Source organism: Saccharopolyspora erythraea NRRL 2338, assembly GCF_000062885.1.
GTDB lineage: Bacteria > Actinomycetota > Actinomycetes > Mycobacteriales > Pseudonocardiaceae > Saccharopolyspora_D > Saccharopolyspora_D erythraea.
Window position 1 is genome coordinate 5,468,129 of the sequence record NC_009142.1, and the last position, 22,395, is coordinate 5,490,523.

Here is a 22,395-nt window from a genome sequence, read left to right on the forward strand (position 1 = left end):
CAACCGCGTGATCTCGATGTGGGATGGTGTTCCCGAAACCGGTGGGGGTTCGTCGGCCATGACGCCGACCCACCGAAGGCTGAAGCGTTATCGGCTCTTCCGATCACGTTCACCATGCGGGAGTATCCCTGAAGGCGAAGGCGCCGTGGGGGACCGCTGGAGGGGCACGTGGCCGCAGAGCCGCAGTTGGAAATCAAAAAACCTCCGCCTCGTCCTGCTCTCACCTCGGTGCTTGCCCTCGGCCTGGTCGGACTCGTCGTGCTGGTGCTGACGCCCGCCCTGGTCCGATCGGCCCAGCCGGCGCCCGCGGTCACCGTCGTGCGGGGCAAGATGGGCTCGAAGGTCGACTTCTTCCGCGACACCACGGTCCAGGAGATCCTGCGGCGCAAGAACTTCGAGGTCATCGTCGACAACTCCGGGTCACGCGAGGTCGCCACGCACGACGTCGCTCGCTACGACTTCGTGTTCCCCTCCGGCCAGCCGGCAGCCGAGATGATCATGAAAACGAACATGGGCGCCCAGGCCTACGTCCCGTTCGTCAGCCCGATCGTGCTCGCCACCTACCGGCCCTACGCCGAGGCGCTGCACGAGCTGGGTATCGCCACACCCATGACCCCGGACAGCAACAGCCCGCTGTACTACCGGATCGACGTCAGCAGGTTCGTCGAGCTCACCGAGCTGGGCACGCGCTGGAACGACATCGGCATCCGCGAGCACGGGATCCAGAACAACAACCTGGTGCTCGCCCACACCTGCGACGTGTGCCTGTCCAACTCCGGCGGCACCTACCAGGGTTTGATCGCCTACGCCAAGAACGGCGGCAGCGTCGCCTCTTCCGAGGCCGAAGTGGCTGCACTCGCCGAGTCGATGAAGCCGCTCTACCGTGCACAGGGCGCGCCCACACCCGACAGGGTTCCCTTCTACCTGTCGCCGGAGGGCAAGCGGATCGCGCCCATCGTCGTGATCTACGAGCACCAGTACCTCGCCCACCAGTTGCGGCGCCCCGCGGGACAACCCGACGAGGACCGGGTACTGCTCTACCCCGCCGACCACTTCGAGACCCAGCCCGCGTTCATCGCGCTCAACGACAACGGCAGGAAGCTCGCCCAGCTGCTGCGCACCGATCCGCAGCTGCGCACGCGGGCGGTGGAACTCGGTTTCCGCGTGCTCGACGCGGAGCAGGACACCGCGAGCCCGCAGCTGACCCGCCTGCTCAACGACCGCGGAATCGAAGCACCGTCCGCCGGCAACGACCACACCCGCGCGTACCTGCCGACACTCGACCTGTTCGAGATGCTCATCACCACGATCGGCGGTTGCCGATGATGCGGCTGGGCGATCGCGCGGGCTTGCGGCGTCGCGCCGGGCGTCGAAGGCTTTCCGCCGTTGTCCTGCTCGCCGTCCTCGGCCTGGTCGCCGCGTGCGCGACGCCCTTGCCGCCGCCGCACACGACCCTGCGGGTGCTCGCCTCGTCCGAACTCGCCGACATGGGCCCGCTACTGGACGACCTGCGCCGCGAAACCGGCATCGAGCTCGTCATGGAGCACCGGGGGACCATCGACGCCACCAACGCGCTCAACCCCGGCGACTACCGGCACGACATCGCCTGGCTGTCCACGGACCGCTACTTCGAGCTGAAGCTCAAGCAGATCGGGTTCACCGGAGAACGGCCGATCAGCAGCAGGTTCATGTTCTCGCCACTGGCGATCGGCGTGAAACCGGCGGTCGCCGAGCTGCTCAGAGCCACCACGACCGACCAGCACCTCTCCTGGGCGGACCTGGCCGACCTGTCGGCCATGGGAATGGTCCGCTTCGGGATGGCGGACCCGAAGCACGCGAGCAGCGCGCTCTCCGCGCTGATCGGAGTCGCAACGGCGGCAGCGGGAACCGGCGGCGCCCTGCGCGAGGAGGACATCAGCTGCGACCGGCTCCGCGGCTTCTTCGCCGGGCGCACCCTCACCGGGGACACCTCGCGCCGGCTCGCCGACTCCTACGCCGCCAACCAGGACGACGCCGACGCCCTGATCAACTACGAGTCGGTGCTGCTTTCCCTCAACGCCAGCGGAAAGCTGCGCGAGCCGCTGGAGATCCTCTACCCGCGCGACGGCATCGTCCTCGCCGACTACCCGATGCTGCTGCTCGATCCGGCGAAGCGGGACAGCTACGAGGCGGTCGTGAACTGGTTCAAGTCCGAGCAGGGCCAGCGCAAGATCATGGAACGGACGCTGCGCCGCCCGCTGGACAGCCAGGTTCCGCGCGACCCCCGGTTCGGCGAGTTCAGCACGAACACCCTGTACTTCCCGGAGCGCAAGGAAACGATCGATCGGCTCGCCGCCGAGTACTCCCGACCGCAGTCGCGCGATCCGTCGCACGTGATATTCGTGCTCGACTTCTCGGCGTCGATGAGCGGGCCGCGAATAGCCGCCCTGCGATCGGCGTTCGCCGGTTTCAGCGGTGCCGACCCGTCCGCGGTGGGCAAGTTCGTGCGCTTCTACAAGGGCGAGATGGTCACCATCATGCGGTTCGGCGGCCACGTGCTCGACGAGCGGGACTTCACCATCACCGGACAAGCCGACCTCAAGGCCGTCCAGGACTACATCGCCGCCGACCGCTTCGACCAGACCACCGGCGTGTGGTCGGCACTGGAGGCCGCCTACGCCAAGGCCGCGGCCGCGACCCGGGACCACCCCGAACAGCCCGTCACGATCATGCTGATGACCGACGGCGAGAACAACGCCGGCATCTCCCTGCAGGACTTCCTGCGCAACCACCAGGCACGGGACCCCGCGGCGAAGGCCGTGCACACCTACACCGTCCGCTTCGGCGAGGCCAATCCGGGCGAGCTCGACCAGGCGGCGAGAGCCACCGGCGGCCGCATGGTCGACGCCAACGCGACATCACTTTCCGAGGCGTTCAAGGAGATCCGTGGCTGCCGATAACCCGTGGTTCTGGATCCTCATGCTCACCGGCGCCGGCCTCGTGGCCGCGGCGGTGGTTCTGCACGTGCGCCGCATGCGCCGCTCCCGCGACATGGCTGGCGTCATCGGCGACCACGAGATCCTCATGTACCTCAACGAGGCCCTGGTGATGGACATCCTCCAGTACCGCGGCGACGTGCGGGCGCTCAAGAGGCGAGTGGAGCAGTACACCCGGGAGACCGCGGAGGGACGCGGCGAGGTGAAGAGCAGCTTGTTCAGCATCGTAGGAGGCCGGAACCGGGAAGGCTCGACGACGGAGTCCTTCGAGGCCGAGGAGTCGCCGATCACCGCGATCCGCAAGGTCGTGCGCGAGCTCGAGAAGGCCGACGCAATCGTCTACGCCGACTTCCACAAAGGCGAGATCCACCCGCACAGGACCCTCACAGACAACCCGGCCGGTGTTGCGAAGCTGAGCGACAGCAGGATGCTGCTGTCGATCGACGGGCGCTTCGAGGAGTACGAGGAGGGCGACGGGTCGGACAAGGACTACGCGCGCCTGCGCGCACCATACCCCTCCGGCAACGCCCATGTCCGGGTCAAGATCACCCGCAGCGGACTCCGCGAGCAGGACGCCCTGCCGGAGGAAAAGGCGCCGTTCTCGGCCCGTGTGCTCGGCAAGGTGGAGACCTGGGACGAGCAGGCCGGTGTCCTCAAGATGTGGGCGCTCGCGATCTTCCGCTGACCCGGCTCGATCCACGCACGCGCCGGTGGACCTCGGTTGAGGTATCTGGGTCATCCGGTGGAAGCCCCCGTTGAACGCCCGCCCTACGATCGTAGTCGGTGCTCAAGCCACGCTGCCCCAGCCTGCACCGCGCGCTGCCGATACGCCAGCAGGTGATCAGGGCCTTCGGCCAGGCGGCCCCGCTCCCACACCCCCGTAACCGCCGCGGCGAACGACGTGAGCGCATCCGCCGGTGCCTGCTGCCACGCAGGCAGGCAGGACAGCGTCTTCTCCGCGGCCCGGGGCGTGTGTCCGGCCAGGATCAGTTGCGGCACCAGAAACGCCAGGTCCAGCCATCCGGCACCACGCACAACCCACGACCAATCGATCACGCGGACCTCTCCGGCGTCATCGATGAGCATGTTGTCGGCGCGGAGGTCGGTGTGCAGCAACGTGTCGCCCTCGGTGTGCTCGAGGAACAGCCGCTCGATCCCGGCCAGTGCGGTGGCATGCTGACGGGCCCATTCCGAGATCCCCTCCCGAGGTGTCGCGGTCAGCTCGTTCCAGGCGCGGAACTCTCCAGCCAACTCCTCCGAGGCAGTAGCAGCTGCGGGCCAGGGGCAAGGTGTGAGTACTTCCGATAGGTTTCGCAGCGCCTCGAGTACGGCAGGCACGTCTCGTGACCCTGGCGACAAGTCCGGTTCGCGTCCCCTGATGTCGTCGAAGGCCAGTAGCAGCCACCTGTCGACGTCCAGTGACCACCACAAGCGCGGCGCTGCCCGATCCGGCAGCACCGCACAGACCTCGGCCTCGGTCTGATAGTGCGCTGCCATGCAGTCGCTGTCAGGGATGGCTTTGACAAAGACCCGTCGGCCATCGTCGAGCCTCAAACGTGAAGCAATCCCGGCGGTGTACCCGCCTGAGCATCTCTGTTCGGACACCACACGGGCGGACCACTTGCCTTCCGCTTGGCGACGAACAGTCCGCGGAAGGTCAACCCAGCTGAGCCGTGACCTGGCGGGTGCCATGCGATCAGAATCCCACACACGAGCCGCGCCACAGCCGTGATGCCCTCGCTTCGTAGTGGCAACCGACGGATAACCCGCGGGGCCGGGCACCACTGAGTCCCTGCGCGCGGTGGCTGGGCCCGGCCATCGGTAGCCGCGGGGCTCGGATGTTCGAACTACACCGGCTGTATCCCGACTCGCTGCCGACTCCGTTCGGGTCGGCGGCGGGCGACCAGGCGAATCGTCAGTACGACCAGCTGGCACAGCGGCGACGGAAACCCGAGAACGATGCCGGTCGCGATGTCGGCCAGCACTGCGGCGACGGTCGCCGCGAAGACCCGGTTCGGCGCGAGCGACGGCTTCTCCTTGCCGGCCCACGGGGTTCGGCGCCACGGCTTGGCCACCGACAGCCATGTCTGGAAGGCGATCGCCGACGCCATCAGGGCAGTGCCGACCAGCTGCGACATCGGCGGAGTCGGCAGGCCGGCCCGCGCGGCCTCCACGGAGGCCTGCAGCGCGTCGGAGAGGATGAAGATCCCCGCGTAGAGCTGGACGAGGGTGATCCCGAACTTGGCCAGCACCCACCAGTGGCGGAAGAACCCCCACGCGGTCGAGGCGGCCAGCATGAACCCGGTGAACGCCGCAGCGTTGGCCAACGGCGCCAGCAGGCGCATGTCCACCACGTGCGCCATCGACGTCGCACTGATCCGCACGCCCGGGTCACCGCTGGTGAAACTCACCACGAGCAGGGTAAACAGGACGAGCGCCAGCGACATCCAGCCGACCGAGGCGAGCACGTGCAGCCACACGACGACCTGCCGCCACCGCTGCGAGTTGGATTTCGACACGACCACCAGGTTGCCGCCGGTGGCCGGAGCGCCGAATCCGGTGAATCCCCGATCCAGCCCTGAGAGTTCCCTGGCGATGGTCGGCGACCCATCCCACCGGTGCGGGGCCGATAGCCACCCTCGCACTCCCACACTTGGCCAAAAACGAAACCAGCGGGTCTACCCATTCGGAAAATCCGCTGGTCACAGTGTTGGACGCGCCTTGGGGAATCGCGGGCTTGACCGCCGGAGAGGGCGCACGATGGGGGCATGTCCGGCAACGTCGAACTCGGTGAGTTCCTGCGCAACCGGCGTGCTCGAACGGCCCCGAACGTGTTCTTCTGCGCCACCGGCATCACCGACGGCGCGCTGCTCAGGGGCGTGCACTACCGCACCAACCAGTGCAGCACCCAGTCGATCGTCATGCGCTCCAAGTCCGGCACCGTCCGCATGATCGACGGCTCGCACCGCCTTTCCAAGCTCCGCGAGTACGCGAACCGAGCGCCTTCCCAAGGCGGGTGAACAGGCGAATGCGAGACCACTCAGGTGCGTGGTCGTTTCGTCGAGCGCGATGGCTCGCGTTCGACGGGAACGGGTTCGCGGCAGCCCCAGTCCGCTAGCCCGCGCTCGCGCTCAAACCACGGCCTCCGCCCGTCAGGTTGGCCAGCAACTCGTGGCAGCGTTCGGCCCGCCAGGCATCCTGCTTGGCCACTTCCTCGAAGAACGAACGCACGTCGTCGTGATCGTGAGCGTCCTGCTTGTACTTGTCGTTGTTCTCCGCGCCCTGCAGTGCGTGGTACTGAACGCTGACCAGGTCGTAGACGATGTCATCAGCCGGAGTGTGCTCGGTGGACATGATCACGCTCCTCGTCACGGTACTTGAACCACTGCCGTCAATACCGGAGTTCCCCGCCCTCGCACAGGCAAACCACGACCCGCGCACGGGAACCGACCGCACTCGATCGACCAGCGCTACGGCGAACTCGCAGGTGACCTCTCCTTCACATGTAGCGCATCAAGAAAGCGCCGCAATCAGCGGAGTGCTCGTCGCAGGAGAGCCTCCGAGGCTGTCATGAAGCGGTCGGCGTGAGCCTTGTCGAATCCGCGGGACGGCAGGATCGGCTGGGCCTTGTTGTTGAACATGACGCCGGTGCGTCCCTCCAGACCCGGAGCGAACAGCAGCGGCAGGATCCGCTTGGCGTATGTCTGCGGCGACTGGCCCGTGATTCCGATGAGAGCTTCGGCCAGTCGGTGCGCGATGCTGCCCTCGCCCAGGTAGTTCGAACGGATGTCGGTCTTGATCAGGCCTGGGTTCAAGCCGAAGTACGCCGGACCCGGCAGCCGGTCGGTGCCCGCGAGCACGAGGGCCTCGTTGGCGGCGACGGTGTTCATGTACACGGGCACCGCCCGGTATGGCCCCTCGGCGTTGAGGTCCTCGGGGTTGCCGCGGATTCCGGTTCCGGGAGAGCCCATGACGAACACGCGTGGCTGCGGCGCATCGTCCGGGCGTGCTGCCCCGAGCCTGGAACTGAGACCCTGCAGGACGGCGAATCGGCTCAGGTAGCTGACCGCCATGTCCCGCTCGATGCGTCCGCTGGTCTCTTCCCGGTTCTTGGCCGCCAAGATGCCGAGGGTGAACAGCACGACGTCGTAGTCCTCAGCGGGAAGGTCGCGCCCCAGGCGGGCAGCCTCGCGCATCGACGACAGGTCGGATCGCACGAAGGTCAGCCGGGCCTGCGGGTTGTCGCGAAACGACCGGGGCGGGGTGTGGCGCCACGCTCCGGTCCAAGGTTGAGCTTGTCCGGCGGCCGCGCGCCGAAGGGGTCGGCCGTCAGCCAGCCGTCCAGTTGCGGTGTCAGCCCGGGCCACGCGCACAGGTCGTACATCTGCGAGTGGTACGTCGCGGACGCGAAGTTCGCGGTGTAGTGCAGGAGGAACTCCTTCGCCGCGTCGGCGCCGGGCGCGTACTGCGGGATCACCCAGTTGTACATGACGTGCTGCGCGGCGAGCGCGTTTCTCGGACCCCGCAGCGCGGGCACGAAGAAGGTGTCGTCGAACACCGGTGGGTTCGCTCCCTGGGCGGTGCGCCACGCCGAGATCGAGTTGACGATGTAGGACAGCTTCCCCGCGACCAGTCCCTGGTTGTTGCTCGCCGCGTTCCACGAGAACACCTCGGGCGTCATCGCCTGCTGGTAGAGGCGGCCCATGTATTCCACGGCCGCGACCGTTTCGGGAGTGTTGAGGACGACCTGCTGCTGCGCGTCCTGCTCCGATGCGCCGTAGGACCACATCAGCGCGCGCAGGACCATGTTGGAGTCGATTTCCTGGGACAGGCCGAGACCGAACTGGGTCCCGGTGCGCCGTTTGATCTCATCGGCGCCCATGAGCAACTCCTCCCAGTTGGAGGGCCCCTGCGGCATGCCGACCTGCTCCCACAGCGACCGGCGGTAGTTCCCGGGATCGGGTGCCCAGCCCGGCGAGTAGGCGAAGAACCTCCCGGTGGTCGGGTTGAACGTCGACTTGCGGCACAGCTCCAGTTGCGGGCCCCAGCGCCGCACCGCCTCGTCGGTGAGGTCGCGGAGGTCGAGCATGGCCGGCTCGAACTGGGACAGCGGTGCGATGTACTGGATGACGTCGTGGCCCTGCCGGCCTGCACCTCGGCGGCTATGCGCGTCGGGATCTGCGCCTGGTCGATGTGGTCGACGGTCACGTTGACGCCGACCCTGCTACCCCAGTTCCGTGCGAAGGCGCCGAACCACTGGTCGTGGCTGGGGATGAAGTGGCTCCACAGCAGGATCCGCAGCTCCCCGGACAGCCGGCGGGAGGGCTCGGCGAACGTCTCCTGCGACGCAGCGCGCGTGTCGGTCGGACCGAGTGCCTCCTCACGGACACACGCGCCGGCCAGAGCAAGCACCGCGGCGGCACTGAGCACGTCACGGCGACGGTGCATTCTGGATGAGAACTCGCTGGTCATGGCCGACTCCTACCTGGTAGGAAGTCTCAGTCACAGTAAAGCTCGCGAGTTCAATCCCACTAGCGATAGCAGCGCTCGAACACACAACGTAGTCATTTCGGACACGAAGGGTTACCGGTTTCATAAAACCGACCGCGGAAACCGCCGGCCCGGATCGAGCCGCCTGTCGGGCGTTGAGCCATTTTGCGCGCGGGCCTGCAATCGGAACTTGGCGAGGCTACAGATCCACGTGCCGACACGAGAGTCCCGGTACACATGTGGCGCTCGTTGCTGGAGTGCTTTACAACTCGTTTCAGAATGAGGTTGGTAGTTGGCGGTAGCAGATCAGGACGCATCCGAGCCGGAGGAGCCCGAGGTGGATGTCGGCGCGGCGTTCGTAGCGGGTGCGGAGGCGTTTGTACTGGTGCAGCCAGGCAAACGTGCGTTCCACGACCCAGCGGACCTTACCGAGACCGGAGCCGTGTCCGGTGTTGCGGCGTGCGATACGCGGAATGATTCCTCGTTCGCGCAGGGCTTTCCGGTGATGTTCGTAGTCGTAGGCGCGGTCGCCATAGAGCCAGCGAGGCCGTTGCCAAGGCCGACCGCGCTTACCACGGATCGTGGGCAGAGCCTCGACCAGCGGGATGAGTTGGGTGCTGTCGTGGCGGTTGCCGCCGGTGACCGTCACTGCCAGTGGGATACCGCCGGCGTCGGTGATCACATGGTGTTTGGTGCCGGTGCGAGCCCGATCGACGGGCGAGGGGCCCGTCGCCGCCCCCCTTTGAGCGCCCGCACATGCGATCCGTCGACCACCACAGTGTTCAGGTCGAGCCGATCCAAAGCCCGAAGCTGGTCCAGCAGCAGCTCGTGCACCGCGTTGAACACCCCGGCCTCGCTCCAGTCCCGCAACCGCCGCCAGCACGTCACTCCGGAACATCCCGCCACCTCGTGCGGTAGTTCCCGCCAGGTGATCCCGGTCTTGAGCACGAACACGATCCCGGCCAGAGCGGCCCGATCGTCGACCGGCAACCGGCCCGGGTACCGGCTCCGGCGAGGCGGACGCGCCGGGAGCAACGGCTGCACCCGAGACCACAACTGATCTGGCACCAACTCCTCGATCACACCATGACCATGCACCGAGTCGATCAACCATCGCTATCAGACACGCCCATTATTCTGAAACGAGTTGTAAGTCAGATTCCGCACGGGGGGACATGGCTGGAAGTCCTGAACAGTGAGGATCACGTATCAGTTCACTTGATCACTTCGTCCCTCTACTGCGGCAATGGACGCACGGTCCGGCTTCCGACATGAGAAACATTCCCGTTGCGGCGAACCCGTCCCGCCAGCCTCAGTGGACACGAAGCGCGCCGTGTGGTCGAGCGGTTGTCAGGTACCACGACCTCACCGGCAAGCTGCACGCCAAGACCCGGTCTGATGCTCAACGGCGGACACCTGGTGGCAGCACGGCATATCCGCAAAGCGATGGGAACGGTCCGAAAAGGAACAGTTGCGCGCCGCAGGAGCAGGGAGGTGTCGCGGAAGGCTGCGTGCAGCGGAACCACTTCGACGCGAGCAGTGCACTCACAGAGGCCGTCGCATGTGGATACCACAGAGTCGTCACACAGAGAAGCCGAATGAGCACTCTGTGACAATTCTCTTGCCTTGTCGACAGTCTTCCGGGGGGATCTGCAAGATCACCCCCGTGGCTCACAGTCCCCTTCGGAGGACGCCGAAGCCGTCGTTCCGGGTCTGTGATGCCGACAGCTGGTGGCGACGTGAAGTGGTGGTGCAATATGACCGAATCGTTTGGTTCCAACGGTAATGACAACGCGGAGGCCCAGCTGAGCTTGGGTACCGCCGCCGCGCGGAACCTGTCGACGACGACGAAAACCCCGCCGCAGATGCAGAGCATCACGTCGCGGTGGTTGTTGAAGCTGTTGCCGTGGGTGGAGGCCAAGGGCGGCGCGTACCGGGTGAACCGCCGACTGACCTACGCCCTCGGGGACGGGCGGGTCACGTCCACGAACACCGGTGCCGAGGTTCAGGTCGTTCCGGCAGAGCTGTGCGAGTTGCCGCTGTTGCGCGGATTCGACGACACCGGCGTCCTCGAGGCACTCGCGGGTCGGTTCTCCCAGCGCGAGTACGAGCCAGGAGACGCGATCGTCGAGTCGGGTCAGGCGGCCGACCAGCTCGTGGTCATCGCGCACGGCAAGGTGAACCAGCTGGGCGCCGGTGAGTACGGCGGCCAGACCGTCCTCGGCGTGCTGGCCGACGGTGAGTTCTTCGGCGACCGGGTTCTGCTGGGGGAACAGGAGACGTGGGATTTCACGGCGAAGGCGGTCACACCCTGCACGGTGTTGACGCTGTCGCGGCAGGCTTTCCAAGAGGTGTCCGACCGCTCCGAGGCACTGCGGGATCAGGTCGAGCGCACCAGGGGCCAGCTGCAGCGGGCGCAGAATCCCTACGGCGAGGCCACCGTCGAGCTCGCCTCGGGACATGACGGCGAGGTCGACCTCCCCGGCACGTTCGTGGACTACGAGCTCAAGCCGCGCGAGTACGAGCTCAGCGTCGCCCAGACCATCCTGCGGGTCCACAGCCGCGTAGCCGATCTTTACAACGAGCCGATGGACCAGGTCGAGCAGCAGCTGCGGCTGACGATCGAGGAACTTCGGGAGGAACAGGAGAACCAGCTCGTCAACAACCGCGATTTCGGCTTGTTGCACAACGCTGATCTGCGTCAGCGAATCCACACCCGCGGCGGGGCGCCGACTCCCGACGACATGGACGAGCTGCTGTCCACGGTGTGGAAGGAGCCGAGCTTCTTCCTCGCGCACCCCCGCGCCATCGCCGCGTTCGGCCGGGAGTGCAGCCGCCGGGGCCTGTACCCGCAGAGCGCGGACTTCGGCGGTCATCACGTGCCGGCCTGGCGGGGTGTGCCGATCTTCCCGTGCAACAAGATCCCGGTCAGCAAGACCCGCACCACCTCGATCATGCTGATGCGGGCCGGAGAGCAGAACCAGGGCGTGGTCGGGTTGCACCAGACCGGCATTCCGGACGAGTACCAGCCGGGCCTGTCGGTGCGGTTCATGGGGATCAACGAGAAGGCGATCATCTCGTACCTGGTGAGCACGTACTTCTCCGCAGCGGTGCTCGTCCCGGATGCGCTGGGCGTGCTGGAGCACGTGGAACTCGGCCGGGAAAGCTGAAAGTGCCTACCATGCAGCCATTTCGACTGCCCGAGTTCTACGTGCCGTGGCCGGCGCGCCTGAACCCGCACCTGGAGACAGCACGCGAGCACAGCAAGGCGTGGGCGCGTGAGATGGGTATGCTGCCGGGCGGCCCCCTGGGCGACGACCAGGCCGTGTGGGACGAGGCGACCTTCGACGCGCACGACTACGCGCTGTTGTGCGCCTACACCCACCCCGACGCGACCGCGCATGAGCTCGGGCTCGTGACCGACTGGTACGTGTGGGTCTTCTACTTCGACGATCACTTCCTGGAGTACTACAAGCGCACCCGGGATCTGACCGGGGCTCGGGAGTACCTGGCCGGTCTCGCCGCTTTCATGCCGGCAGAGCTCACAGCCGAACAGCCCACCGCCAAGAACCCGGTGGAGTGGGGTCTGGTGGATCTGTGGGCCCGCAGTGTCCCGATCATGTCCGCGGACTGGTTGCGCCGGTTCTCGGAGAGCACGCGGAACCTGCTGGAGGACTGCGTGTGGGAGCTGACCAACATCACCCACGGTCAGGTGCCCAATCCGATCGACTACGTCGAGATGCGCCGTCGCGTCGGAGGTGCCCCGTGGTCCGCCGACCTGGTCGAGCTCGCCGCCCGCGTCGAGGTTCCGGCGCAGATCGCACGTACGCGGCCGATGAGCGTGCTCAAGGACACCTTCGCCGACGCCGTGCACCTGCGCAACGACATCTTCTCCTACCAGCGTGAGACCGAGGAGGAGGGCGAGCTCAACAACGGTGTGCTCGTATTCGAGCGGTTCCTGGACTGCGGTCCGCAGGAGGCCGCTGACACCACCAACGAACTGCTGACGTCGCGCCTGCAGCAGTTCGAGAACACCGCGCTCACCGAGGTACCACCGTTGTGCGAGGAGTACGGCCTCGATCCGGCTGAACGCGCAGCGGTGCTCACCTACGTCAAGGGTCTGCAGGACTGGCAGTCCGGCGGCCACGAGTGGCACCTGCGATCCAGCCGCTACATGAACGACGGTGCCCTCGCTGGTGCGCGCAGCCCGTTCGGGGGTCCCACCGGACTGGGGACCTCCGCCGCGCACAACGCACTCGCGCGGGTCCGGCCGGGGATCCGACGACACCGCGAGCAGCATTCCCACGCCCCGTTCGCACCCGTCGGTCATCTTCCGCTGCCTGAGATCTACATGCCGTTCCCGGTGCGGATGAGCCCGCACCTGGACGCTGCTCGGCAGCACGCGGTCGATTGGGCGCGGGAGATGGGCATGTTCGATTCCGTGCCCGGATCCGAAGTCGGGGGTGTCTGGAACGAGCGCCGCTTCGTCGGCTTCGACTTCCCGCACTGCGCCGCGATGATCCACGCCGACGCCGGCCCGGAGCAGCTCGATCTGTCCTCGGACTGGCTCGCCTGGGGCACCTATGGCGACGACTTCTTCCCGGTGGTCTTCGGCGCTACGCGCAATCTGGCCGCGGCGAAGGTGTGCAACGACCGGCTGTCGGCGTTCATGCCGATTGACGGGGGTGGGGTTCCGGAGCCGGCGAACGTGCTCGAACGCGGCCTGGCGGATCTGTGGCGGCGCACCGCGGGGCCCATGCCCGCGGACTCGCGTCGGCAGTTCCGCAAGGCGGTCGAGGACATGACCTCCAGTTGGTTGTGGGAACTGGCCAACCAGACCCAGAACCGCATTCCCGATCCTGTCGACTACATCGAGATGCGGCGGCGGACGTTCGGCTCGGACATGACGATGAGCCTGTCCAGGCTCGCCAACGCCGCGGTCGTACCAGCGGAGATCTACCGCACTCGAGTCATGCGGGAGCTGGAGTGGTCCGCGCAGGACTACGCCTGCTTCACCAACGACCTGTTCTCGTACCAGAAGGAGATCGAGTTCGAAGGCGAGGTCCACAACATGGTCCTGGTCGTTGAGAACTTCCTGGGTGTGGACAGGTTGACCGCACGGGACGTCGTGGCCGACCTGATGAAGGCTCGGATGCGGCAGTTCGAGCGCATCCTCGCCGAGGAGCTGCCGACCCTGATCGACGAGTTCGAACTCGACGAGGCCGCCCGCACAGCCCTCACGCGCCAGTGCGACGAGTTGAAGGACTGGACGTCGGGAATCCTCGAATGGCATCGCAGATGTGTCCGCTACACCGATGCGGAGCTGCGGCGCACTCGATCGGAACACCACCACGGCACCGGGCCGGAGCCACACCTGCCATTGCGTCGGCGTCTTTCCGGGCCCACCGGCATCGGGACCTCTGCCGCCCGGCTGGCTCGACGCGGATCTTCCGCAACCGGCCTCAACCGCTGAACCAGCGAATCGCTTCGCAGCACAACCTGATTGGTGAGCTTCATGACCGAACCGCAGCATGCCGGGGACACCGCCGCGTCCGGGCAGCTGAGCCTGGGAACCGCCCAGGCGCGCAACCTCGCGACCACCACCAAGACGCCGCCCCAGATGCAGAGCATCAGCCCGCGATGGCTGCTGCGCAAGCTGCCGTGGGTGCAGACCCAGGCCGGTTCATACCGGGTGAACCGCAGGCTCACCTACGCCCTCGGTGACGGACTGGTGACCTGTTCCAACACCGGCGACTCGGTGTACGTGGTGCCACCGGAACTGCGTGAACTGGCGCTGTTGCGCGACGTCGACGACGACGCTGTGCTGGGCGCGGTCGCCGAGCGCTTCGTCCGGCGCGACTACGAGCCGGGCGACGTGCTGGTCTCCGCCGACCGCCCGGCGGACGAGCTGCTGCTCATCGCGCACGGCAAGGTCAAGACCATGGGCACCGGTGAGTACGGCGATCAGCCGGTTCTGGACATCCTCGCCGACGGCCGCTACTTCGGCGAGCAGGCCCTCGTCAGCGAGGACCACAGGTGGGATTTCACCGCGCAGGCCGCCACGCCATGCATCGTTCTCGCACTGCCGCGGCAGTCGTTCCAGGAGCTCGCGGCGCAGTCACCTGTGCTGCGCTCACACCTCGAACACCTCCGAAGCAGCGCGAAACCGGCGCACAACAAGTACGGTGAAGCCGTGATCGACCTCGCGTCCGGACATGACGGAGAGGTCGAGCTGCCCGGTACGTTCGTCGACTACGAGCTCAACCCGCGCGAGTACGAACTCAGCGTCGCCCAGACGATCCTGCGCGTGCACACGCGGGTGGCCGACCTCTACAACCAGCCGATGGACCAGCTGGAGCAGCAGTTGCGGCTGACGATCGAGGAGCTGCGGGAGGAGCAGGAGAACCAGCTGGTCAACAACCGCGAGTTCGGTCTGCTGCACAGCGCTGACCTGCGTCAGCGCATCGAGACCCACAGCGGCCCGCCCACGCCGGCCGACCTCGACGAGCTCCTGGCGCGGCGCCGCAAGTCGGAGTTCTTCCTGGCCCACCCGCGGGCCATCGCGGCGTTCGGCCGGGAATGCTCGCGCTTCGGTGTCTATCCCGACACCGTCGAACTCCACGGCAGCCGGGTCTACGCGTGGCGCGGTGTTCCACTCCTGCCCTGCAACAAGATCCCCATCAGCGAGACCGGCACCAGTTCGATCCTGGTCATGCGCACCGGGGAGGACGAACAAGGCGTGGTCGGACTGCACCAGACCGGCATTCCGGACGAGTACGAGCCCGGCCTGAACGTGCGGTTCATGGGGATCAACGACAGGGCGGTCACCTCCTACCTGGTGAGCGCCTACTACTCCGCCGCCGTGCTCACACCCGATGCACTCGGCGTGCTCGAACACGTCGAGATCGGACGCTGAGGAGGAGAGAGCATGACCACCACCGGGATCAGGCCGGCAGAGCACTCGGCGCACGACGTGCTCGAATGGACTCGCCGACACACCGACCCCGCGCTGCGCGCTGCCATCGACACGCTGCCTGCGACCGCGCGCCGAGTCGCCGGGTATCACCTCGGCTGGTGGGACGAAGACGGGAGGCCCGCCGAGGGCGGCGCCGGCAAGGCGATCCGGCCGGCGCTCGCCCTGCTCGCCTCCGAAGCCGTAGGCGGCTCGGCGACGGCTGCGGTACCGGCGGCGGTCGCCGTGGAACTGGTGCACAACTTCTCCCTGCTCCACGACGACGTCATGGACGGCGACCGGACCCGTCGCCACCGTCCTACCGCGTGGACGGTGTTCGGGATCGGCAACGCCGTCCTCGTCGGCGACGTGTTGCTCAGCCTGGCCTGCGACGTGCTCGCCGCGAGCGAGCACCCATCGGCCACCAAAGCGATCCGACTGCTCACCGACGCGGTCCAGCGTCTCGTGGCCGGCCAGTTCGTCGACATCGCGTTCCAGGACCGCCGTGCGGTCCAGCTCGACGAATGCGTATCCATGGCCGAGAACAAAACCGGTGCGTTGCTGGGCGCGGCCTGCGCGCTGGGGACGATCTTCGGCGATGGCACTGCGCAACAGGTCGACCACCAGCGCGCGTTCGGGGAGGGAGTCGGACTCGCCTTCCAACACGTCGACGACCTGCTCGGAATCTGGGGCGACCCGGCCAGGACGGGCAAATCCGCCTTCTCCGACCTCCGTACCCGCAAGAAGTCGCTACCCGTCGTAGCAGCCCTCACCGCCGACAACCCGGCAGGGCGGGAACTGGCCGACCTCTACTACCGGGATGAGGCCCTGGAAGAAGAGGAACTCCTGCAGGTTGCCGCGCTCGTCGAGGCCGCAGGCGGGCGTGCGTGGAGCCAGGACCAGGCGGACGACCTGCTCGCGCGCTCCATGGAGCACCTGCGGCTCGCCCAACCCGTCAAGCGTGCGGATGAACTAAGCACCCTCGCCCGCTTCGTGACCCACCGCGACCAATGAGCGCGGGCAGGTGACCGCGGCCGCCCGAACGTAGGTGTCCGCCACTGACCCACGTGTTGGCTGCCGTGTTGCTGCGGCAGCCAACACGTGCCGGTGGCTGCCCATAGCCAGGACCGCCTGCGCAGTGCAGGGTCGCCCAACCAGCGGTCAAGCCGGCGATGGCGTGTCTCAACGGCGAGGAAGGGGACGCGGCGAAGACACGGCCGCCAGTGCTGCGATGTAGGTGGCCATGGGCCAGCTCGCATTGTCGCTGACGAGCAGCAGAGCCGCACCGATGAAATGCGCCGTAGTAACCCGCTCCGCACCGGGGCGTCGGCGCCCGGTCAGGAGGCCGGGAGCAGGAGGTGCTCCGGCGCGACGGGCAGCTCCGCGCCGACGAAGGTCCGCAACAGCGAGTACGGTTCGGCATCGCCGACGAGGATGCCTCCACGCAACACCCGCGCGTCCCGGTTGAACACGAACTTCGCGTAGGTACCGGACGCCTCGTTGGCGTACACGATCTCGATCCCGTCGCCGGTGCTGGTGTCGCCGAAGCTGGCCACGTCGACGCCGAGCAATTTCAGCTTGGTCGAGGTGTCCGCGCCCGGGAAGGTGGTCGCCCCCGTGCCGAGCAGCTGTTGCACAACGGTGTCCGCCATCGCGTATCCGGGCGCCACCAAGCCGTAGCAGGTTCCCAACATCGCCGCGCATTCACCGATCGCCCAGACGTTCTCGTCACTGGTGCGGCAGTGCTCGTCGACCAGGACACCACCGCGGTCGCCGACGGCGAGTCCGCTGCGACGCGCGAGCTCGTCCCGTGGCCGGATCCCGGCGGCGAACACGACCAGTCCGGTCTCGATCTCCGTGCCGTCAGCCAGCGTGACGGCACGGACCCGGCCGTCCGGCGTGGAGTCGATCGAGCTGAGCAGGACATCGGTGCGCACGCGCAGTCCGAGGTCACCGACGAGTCTGGCCAGCAGCTGTCCACCGCCCCGGTCCAGCTGCGTCGGCATCAACCACGGCGCTCGCTCGATGACGTGCGGTCGCATCCCGAGCAACCGCAACGCGTTGGCGGCCTCCAACCCGAGCAGGCCGCCGCCGATGACGACACCGTCACCACCTCCGGCGGCCGCCTCTCGAATGCGGTCGAGGTCGTCGATGGTGCGGTAGACGAAGCATCCGTCGAGATCGTTGCCGGGCACCGGCGGGACGAACGGGCGAGACCCGGTGGCCAGCACGAGGACGTCGTAGTCGAACCCGGCACCGTCGCTGGTGGTGACGTGCCGCCGATGCGGGTCGATCGACTGCACCCTGGTGCTCAGCCGCAACTCGATCGCCGGACCACTGCACCTGTCGTGGCTGAGCAGGCTGAGGTCGGCCAGCGTCTTGCCATCCAAATAGGACGACAACGAAACGCGGTCGTAGGCCGGACGTGGTTCCTCCGTGAGGATCACGATGCGCCAGTCGTCCCCGCCATCTCCGTCGCTGAGGTTGTCGACCAGCCGGTGGCCGACCATCCCGTGACCGACCAGGACGAGGGTTCTGGACATGGTGGACACCCCTTTTCCTCACCATTCAGGTGGGCGCAACGCCCTCCTGCGCGCAGATCCGGCGAACGTCGTCGACGCACGCACCACACCCGGTCGTCACCCGCGTCATCCGGGCCAGGGAGTCCACGTCCCGTGCTCCTCGGCGACACGCCTGGAGCAGGGTCTGCCTGGTGACGTTGTTGCACCGGCAGACAAGCGCGTTACCGGGGACCTCGGTCGGGCCGGCTCCGCTCGGTGGTGTTTCTCCGAGGAGCAGGTGGAATCGCTCACGCGGCAGGGGAAGATCGCGTCGGTGGAGCTGGGTGAGGTTGCTGATCGCGCGGGGAAGGCCCACGATGTTCGCCTCGACGACGCGGTCGTCGCGCACCGCGAGCCTGGCGTACCGCGCCCCGTCCCCGTCGGTCAGGGTGATCACGTCGGTGTTGTCGCTCGGCATCGCCGTGTTGAGCGCGGCAAGATCGATGTGCCTGGTTCGAAGACGCACGATGCTCGCGCCGCCTCCGTAGCGGGCGTCGGTACCGGTCAGCTGGCCGGCCAGCGCTTCGGCCTGGTCCCAGGCCGGTCCGAGCCGCCCGGCGGTCACGCCGTCGTGCTCGGCGCAGTCGCCGATCGCGTGGACGTGGGGGTCGCTGGTGCGCATCCGGTCGTCGACGAGTATTCCGCGTCGTGCCGCGACGCCGCCAGGCTCGGCGAGCTCGATGTTGGGACGGATGCCGGTGCAGACGATGACGCCTCCCGTGCTGACGTGGGTGCCGTCGTCGAGCACGAGCCCACCGTCGCCGAAGCCGGCCGCGGCCCGTCCGAGCACCGTCCGCACGCCGAGCGCTTCGAGCCGCTCGGCCAGCAGACGCCCGGCCACCGCGTCCAGATGCCGCTCCATCAACCACGGCCGCGCGTGCACGAGCGTGGTGCGCACGCCCCGCCGGAGCAGCGAGCACGCCGTTTCGACTCCCAGCACTCCTCCGCCGAGCACCACCACGTGAGAACGCAGCCGGGCGACCCGCGCGCAGTCCAGCGGACCGCGCAACGTGGTGACCGCCCGCCCGCGCAGCCCGGGCACGTCCGGCGTGCTCGGCCGGGCGCCGGTGGCGAGCACGAGCTCGTCGTACGAGAACTCGGTGCCCGACGACGTGTGCACCCGACGCATCCGCCGATCGATGCGGGTCGCCTCGACCCCGAGGCGTACGTCCGCGTTCAGCTCAGGCAGCTCGAGTTCGGCAGCCCGAACAGTTCCGTCCAGGACCGAGCCGAGCAGCGCCCGGTTGTAGGCGGGCCTGGGCTCGGCGCCCAGCACTGTGATCCACCCCGCGAACCCGCGCTCTCGCAGGCGTTCGACGAGCCGGTGCGCCGCCGGTCCGTTGCCGACGACGAGCACGTGCCTCATCCGGCCCCCTCGCCGCATGGTCCGATCCGCGCCGCGCCGACCTTGAACTCCGGAATCCTGCTGTGCGGGTCCAGCGCGGGGTTCGTGACCAGGTTGGCGCTGTGCTGATCCGGGAAGTGGAAGGGCAGGAACACCGTGTCCTGGCGCATGGTGGCGACGACCCGCACTCTTGCCAGGGTCTTGCCACGCCGGGAACTGATGACCGCCAGGTCGTCGTCCCGCAGTCCGGCGCGGCGCGCGGTGTCGGGGTGCACCTCGACGACGGCCTCGGGTGCGGCATCGTTCAGCTCGGCGATCCTGCGGGTTTGCGCGCCGGACTGGTACTGGGCGAGCACCCGGCCCGTCGTGACGTGCAGCGGGTACTCGGAATCCGGTTCCTCCCCGGGCGGGGTGTGGTCGACGGCCACGAACCTGGCACGGCCGTCGGAGTGGGCGAACCCGTCCAGGAACATCCGAGGGGTGCCGAAGTGGTCGGAGCCGGGGCAGGGCCAGTGCAGAGCCGCACCGGAATCAAGACGGTCGTAGCTGATGCCCGAGTAGTCCGCCCTTCCTCCACGCGAGGCTCGCCGCAGCTCGTCGAAAACCTCCCGGGGATCGTCCGGATACCGCTCCGCGGGCTCTCCGAGGGCAACCGCGAGACCACGCAGAACCTCCAGATCGGTGCGAACGTGTCGCGGAGACCGACGGAGACGCCGTCGCCGCAGCACCCGGCCCTCCAGGTTGGTCACGGTGCCCTCCTCCTCCGCCCACTGCGTGACCGGCAGGACGACATCGGCCATCCGGGCGGTCTCCGAAGGCACGAAATCGGCCACCACCAGCAGATCCAGCGCAGCCAGCCGTTCAGCGACGTGCCTGGCGTGGGGCGCCGACACGACCGGGTTGGAGCCGAACACAAGCAGCGCTTTCGGGCCGTCCGCGGTGCCCAGCGAGTCCAGCAGCTCGTACGCGCTGCGGCCCGCCCCGGGAAGCGAGTCCGGAGCAACTCCCCACACCCGGGCGACGTGTTCGCGGTCGGCCTGGTCGACCACGGACCGGTACCCGGGTAGCTGGTCGGACTTCTGCCCGTGCTCCCGACCGCCCTGGCCGTTGCCCTGCCCGGTCAGGCATCCGAATCCGCTGCCCGCGCGCCCGGGAAGGCCGAGCGCGAGGGAGAGGTTGATGAACGCCCCGACCGTGTCCACGCCGTTGCTGTGCTGTTCGACGCCGCGGCCGGTCAGCACGTAGGCGTTCTTCGCGGCGCCGAGCATGCGCACTGCCGCCCGCTGGTCTCCGACAGCGACCCCGGTCACCTCCTCGACGCGTTCGGGCCACCACGACACCGCACGCCGCCACGCGGCGTCGAACCCGTGCGTGCGCTCGCGGACGTAGGTCGTGTCGACCTCCCCGTCGACGACGGCCAGGTGCAACAGGCCGAGCGCGAGCGCGGAGTCGGTGCCCGGAGCCGGTTGCAGGTGCAGGGCGGCCCGCGCGGCCGTGGCCGTGCGCCGAGGGTCGATGACGATGAGATCCGGCCGGACCAAGTGACGCATCAGCGGTGGCATCGTCTCGGCCACGTTCGCACCCGCGAGCAGCACCGCGTCCGCGTCGGCGAGGTCGGTCACCGGGAACGGCAGTCCGCGATCCACACCGAAGGCCGCGTTCCCGGCCGCGGCGGCCGAAGCCATGCAGAACCGGCCGTTGTAGTCGATGTGCCGCGTTCCCAGGGCCAGCCGGGCGAACTTGCCGAGCAGGTACGACTTCTCGTTGGTCAGCCCACCACCACCGAACACCGCTGCCCCGTCCGGTCCGTACCGACGCCGTGCGGCGAGCAGTCCCTCGACCACGGTGTCCCGGGCCGTCTCCCAGTCCGCGGGAACAAGCCTCCCGTCGCGGCGGACCCACGGGCGCCGGATTCGGTCCGGCGAGCCGAGCAGTTCCGCAGCGGTCCACCCCTTGTGGCACAGACCGCCCCGGTTGACCGGGAACTCCGTAGGCGTGATCGTGACGCCTGCGCCGGCATCGGCCAGCCGGGTGCCGCATTGCAGGGCGCAGTACGGGCAGTGCGTTTCAACCTCGGGTTGCTCAGACATGGGTGATCTCCGATGTGGACGAGTGCCGGGCGACCGACTGAGCCGCCCCAGCGCTCGCGGAAACACCCGGCACGTAGACCACTCCGGTGATGACGGCGCATCCCACACAGCCGACCAGGAACACGGCGAACGCGGTAGAACCGCTGCCGAGGGCATCTCCGGAAGAGGCGCGGAACATCAGGGGGATCAGCACCCCACCGAGAGCGCCGATCGCGCCCACCATGAGGGTTCCGGCGTGCTGCTGGCAGTTCACACCGATTCTGGCGTTCCCACGGAAGATTCGCAAGATCATCTACACCACCAATGCCGTGAGGACTCGACGCCGGCTTCCGGCAAGCCACCGGCCAACGCGGGCACTTCCCCGACGAGCAAGCCGCGTTGAAGGTGCTCTACCTCGTCATTCGCAGCCCGCAACGGAACCAGACCAACGTCACCGGACGCACCTCCGGGCGGAAAGTCGTCCTGAACACGCCGGCGATGTTCTACGACGACCGCATCACCGTCGGCCAAAGACCGACCATCGCCCCACACGCGAAAACCGAACACGCCGCGGACCAGCACGGTGAGTTTCCGCCGCACCCGTCTGGCGCAGTCGGTTCGCCTGTTGAGCACATTGTCAGCACCACGCCCCCCGGGGTTACACTAAAGTATCACCATATATTGCAAACAATATATGGTGAACAACGTCAAAGATCTGCGACCGATGTCCGCCCGCGACTACGCCTTCCAAAATGGTATCCCGTCCTGAACCAGGGCGCTCCTACCATCCTGGGTCGTTGGTGCGCCCGCTGGGGAAAGCTGCTGTGCGGAGACACGCTTACCTGGGAAAGCGAAGCCTCCACACGATTTGCCGGCTCGCCGGTACTGGGCGGTGCCGGCCTGTGGGGCACGACGGGAGCCGGAGGCCGGTCACGGCCTACCCGCAGTAGTGCTGCCCGCCGTCCTGCCCGAGGGGATCGTCAAGCTTGACCAGCCAAGGCCG

At 67.7% G+C, this 22,395-nt stretch carries 17 protein-coding genes and 2 pseudogenes; 9 read left to right on the forward strand and 10 right to left on the reverse strand.

Translation table 11 applies throughout. From position 1 onward, the window contains the following. Nucleotides 1-228: 228 nt before the first annotated feature. The 3 genes from SACE_RS23740 to SACE_RS23750 are packed head-to-tail and all read left to right on the forward strand — an operon-like array spanning nucleotide 229 to nucleotide 3,660. Nucleotides 229-1,326, forward strand: a complete 1,098-nt coding sequence (locus tag SACE_RS23740) for a hypothetical protein (protein ID WP_009949215.1) — start codon at nucleotides 229-231, stop codon at nucleotides 1,324-1,326. Further along, complete coding sequence (locus SACE_RS23745) at nucleotides 1,323-2,939, forward strand: substrate-binding and vWA domain-containing protein (protein WP_009949214.1); 1,617 nt, start codon at nucleotides 1,323-1,325, stop codon at nucleotides 2,937-2,939. Before SACE_RS23740 ends, SACE_RS23745 begins: the two co-directional genes overlap by 4 nt. Then, nucleotides 2,926-3,660: a hypothetical protein gene (locus SACE_RS23750; RefSeq protein WP_009949213.1), complete on the forward strand. Its 735-nt coding sequence runs from the start codon at nucleotides 2,926-2,928 to the stop codon at nucleotides 3,658-3,660. The genes SACE_RS23745 and SACE_RS23750 overlap by 14 nt, the downstream gene beginning before the upstream one ends. Before the next feature lie 83 nt (nucleotides 3,661-3,743). On the opposite strand, the gene SACE_RS39980 is transcribed toward SACE_RS23750, so the two are convergent. Both SACE_RS39980 and SACE_RS23760 read right to left on the reverse strand, forming a co-directional pair. Next, on the reverse strand, nucleotides 3,744-4,667 hold the full coding sequence (locus tag SACE_RS39980) for a phosphotransferase (protein WP_331386492.1): 924 nt from the start codon (nucleotides 4,665-4,667) through the stop codon (nucleotides 3,744-3,746). Nucleotides 4,668-4,822: 155 nt separating this feature from the next. Further along, a complete protein-coding gene (locus SACE_RS23760) occupies nucleotides 4,823-5,500 on the reverse strand; it encodes a hypothetical protein (RefSeq protein ID WP_011874500.1) in 678 nt (225 codons plus the stop codon). Nucleotides 5,501-5,803: 303 nt separating this feature from the next. On the opposite strand from SACE_RS23760, the pseudogene SACE_RS23765 reads away from it, so the two are divergent. After that, a pseudogene (locus tag SACE_RS23765) lies at nucleotides 5,804-5,995 on the forward strand (fructose-bisphosphatase class II); the annotation flags it as partial. 94 nt (nucleotides 5,996-6,089) lie between these two features. Here the strand turns inward: SACE_RS23765 and SACE_RS23770 are convergent. The 4 genes from SACE_RS23770 to SACE_RS36765 all read right to left on the reverse strand — a co-directional run bounded on the left by SACE_RS23770 (nucleotide 6,090) and on the right by SACE_RS36765 (nucleotide 9,548). Then, nucleotides 6,090-6,329 carry a hypothetical protein gene (locus SACE_RS23770; protein ID WP_011874501.1) on the reverse strand — a complete coding sequence of 80 codons (240 nt, stop codon included), beginning with the start codon at nucleotides 6,327-6,329 and terminating at the stop codon, nucleotides 6,090-6,092. 176 nt (nucleotides 6,330-6,505) lie between these two features. After that, the gene (locus SACE_RS23775) at nucleotides 6,506-7,117 is read right to left on the reverse strand and encodes an SDR family NAD(P)-dependent oxidoreductase (RefSeq protein WP_231849740.1); all 612 of its coding nucleotides are present in this window, start codon (nucleotides 7,115-7,117) and stop codon (nucleotides 6,506-6,508) included. An 80-nt stretch (nucleotides 7,118-7,197) separates the two neighbouring features. Then, a complete protein-coding gene (locus SACE_RS23780) occupies nucleotides 7,198-8,064 on the reverse strand; it encodes an ABC transporter substrate-binding protein (RefSeq protein ID WP_009949205.1) in 867 nt (288 codons plus the stop codon). A 675-nt stretch (nucleotides 8,065-8,739) separates the two neighbouring features. Continuing rightward, a protein-coding gene (locus SACE_RS36765; protein WP_085982277.1) for an IS5 family transposase occupies nucleotides 8,740-9,548 on the reverse strand; the annotation gives its coding sequence in 2 pieces (ribosomal slippage) (nucleotides 8,740-9,209 and nucleotides 9,209-9,548; 810 coding nt in all). A gap of 674 nt (nucleotides 9,549-10,222) precedes the next feature. Here SACE_RS36765 and SACE_RS23795 point away from each other — a divergent pair. From SACE_RS23795 to SACE_RS23810, 4 genes are read left to right on the forward strand one after another with little or no spacing between them, the layout of a single operon-like run. Further along, nucleotides 10,223-11,635 carry a family 2B encapsulin nanocompartment shell protein gene (locus tag SACE_RS23795; RefSeq protein ID WP_031334300.1) on the forward strand — a complete coding sequence of 471 codons (1,413 nt, stop codon included), beginning with the start codon at nucleotides 10,223-10,225 and terminating at the stop codon, nucleotides 11,633-11,635. A gap of 11 nt (nucleotides 11,636-11,646) precedes the next feature. Beyond that, nucleotides 11,647-13,938 carry a family 2 encapsulin nanocompartment cargo protein terpene cyclase gene (locus SACE_RS23800; RefSeq protein ID WP_009948856.1) on the forward strand — a complete coding sequence of 764 codons (2,292 nt, stop codon included), beginning with the start codon at nucleotides 11,647-11,649 and terminating at the stop codon, nucleotides 13,936-13,938. 42 nt (nucleotides 13,939-13,980) lie between these two features. Further along, the gene (locus SACE_RS23805) at nucleotides 13,981-15,381 is read left to right on the forward strand and encodes a family 2B encapsulin nanocompartment shell protein (protein WP_009948855.1); all 1,401 of its coding nucleotides are present in this window, start codon (nucleotides 13,981-13,983) and stop codon (nucleotides 15,379-15,381) included. A 12-nt stretch (nucleotides 15,382-15,393) separates the two neighbouring features. Continuing rightward, nucleotides 15,394-16,431, forward strand: coding sequence for a family 2 encapsulin nanocompartment cargo protein polyprenyl transferase (locus SACE_RS23810; protein ID WP_009948854.1), 1,038 nt, complete (start codon nucleotides 15,394-15,396; stop codon nucleotides 16,429-16,431). Between the two features lie 323 nt (nucleotides 16,432-16,754). Here SACE_RS23810 and SACE_RS23815 read toward each other — a convergent pair whose 3' ends face one another. The 4 genes from SACE_RS23815 to SACE_RS23830 are packed head-to-tail and all read right to left on the reverse strand — an operon-like array spanning nucleotide 16,755 to nucleotide 21,636. After that, nucleotides 16,755-17,960 (reverse strand): NAD(P)/FAD-dependent oxidoreductase, encoded by a 1,206-nt coding sequence (locus SACE_RS23815; RefSeq protein WP_011874503.1) that lies wholly within the window; start codon nucleotides 17,958-17,960, stop codon nucleotides 16,755-16,757. A gap of 25 nt (nucleotides 17,961-17,985) precedes the next feature. Then, a complete protein-coding gene (locus SACE_RS23820) occupies nucleotides 17,986-19,344 on the reverse strand; it encodes an FAD-dependent oxidoreductase (protein ID WP_011874504.1) in 1,359 nt (452 codons plus the stop codon). After that, nucleotides 19,341-21,413, reverse strand: coding sequence for a molybdopterin oxidoreductase family protein (locus tag SACE_RS23825; RefSeq protein WP_009948850.1), 2,073 nt, complete (start codon nucleotides 21,411-21,413; stop codon nucleotides 19,341-19,343). The genes SACE_RS23820 and SACE_RS23825 overlap by 4 nt, the downstream gene beginning before the upstream one ends. Beyond that, nucleotides 21,406-21,636, reverse strand: coding sequence for a hypothetical protein (locus SACE_RS23830; protein WP_011874506.1), 231 nt, complete (start codon nucleotides 21,634-21,636; stop codon nucleotides 21,406-21,408). The genes SACE_RS23825 and SACE_RS23830 overlap by 8 nt, the downstream gene beginning before the upstream one ends. A gap of 22 nt (nucleotides 21,637-21,658) precedes the next feature. Between SACE_RS23830 and SACE_RS40360 the strand changes: the two are divergent. Further along, nucleotides 21,659-21,917: pseudogene (locus tag SACE_RS40360) on the forward strand (transposase); the annotation flags it as partial. Nucleotides 21,918-22,395 lie beyond the last annotated feature (478 nt).

Excerpts from the sequence above, each read along its gene's own strand:
- SACE_RS23825 (WP_009948850.1), bottom strand. The coding sequence starts at position 21,413 with ATGTCTGAGCAACCCGAGGTTGAAACGCACTGCCCGTACTGCGCCCTG.
- SACE_RS23795 (WP_031334300.1), top strand. The coding sequence starts at position 10,223 with ATGACCGAATCGTTTGGTTCCAACGGTAATGACAACGCGGAGGCCCAG.
- SACE_RS23770 (WP_011874501.1), bottom strand. The coding sequence starts at position 6,329 with ATGTCCACCGAGCACACTCCGGCTGATGACATCGTCTACGACCTGGTC.
- SACE_RS23805 (WP_009948855.1), top strand. The coding sequence starts at position 13,981 with ATGACCGAACCGCAGCATGCCGGGGACACCGCCGCGTCCGGGCAGCTG.
- SACE_RS23810 (WP_009948854.1), top strand. The coding sequence starts at position 15,394 with ATGACCACCACCGGGATCAGGCCGGCAGAGCACTCGGCGCACGACGTG.
- SACE_RS23830 (WP_011874506.1), bottom strand. The coding sequence starts at position 21,636 with ATGGTGGGCGCGATCGGCGCTCTCGGTGGGGTGCTGATCCCCCTGATG.
- SACE_RS23815 (WP_011874503.1), bottom strand. The coding sequence starts at position 17,960 with ATGTCCAGAACCCTCGTCCTGGTCGGTCACGGGATGGTCGGCCACCGG.
- SACE_RS39980 (WP_331386492.1), bottom strand. The coding sequence starts at position 4,667 with ATGGCACCCGCCAGGTCACGGCTCAGCTGGGTTGACCTTCCGCGGACT.
- SACE_RS23820 (WP_011874504.1), bottom strand. The coding sequence starts at position 19,344 with ATGAGGCACGTGCTCGTCGTCGGCAACGGACCGGCGGCGCACCGGCTC.
- SACE_RS23780 (WP_009949205.1), bottom strand. The coding sequence starts at position 8,064 with ATGCTCGACCTCCGCGACCTCACCGACGAGGCGGTGCGGCGCTGGGGC.
- SACE_RS23800 (WP_009948856.1), top strand. The coding sequence starts at position 11,647 with ATGCAGCCATTTCGACTGCCCGAGTTCTACGTGCCGTGGCCGGCGCGC.
- SACE_RS23745 (WP_009949214.1), top strand. The coding sequence starts at position 1,323 with ATGATGCGGCTGGGCGATCGCGCGGGCTTGCGGCGTCGCGCCGGGCGT.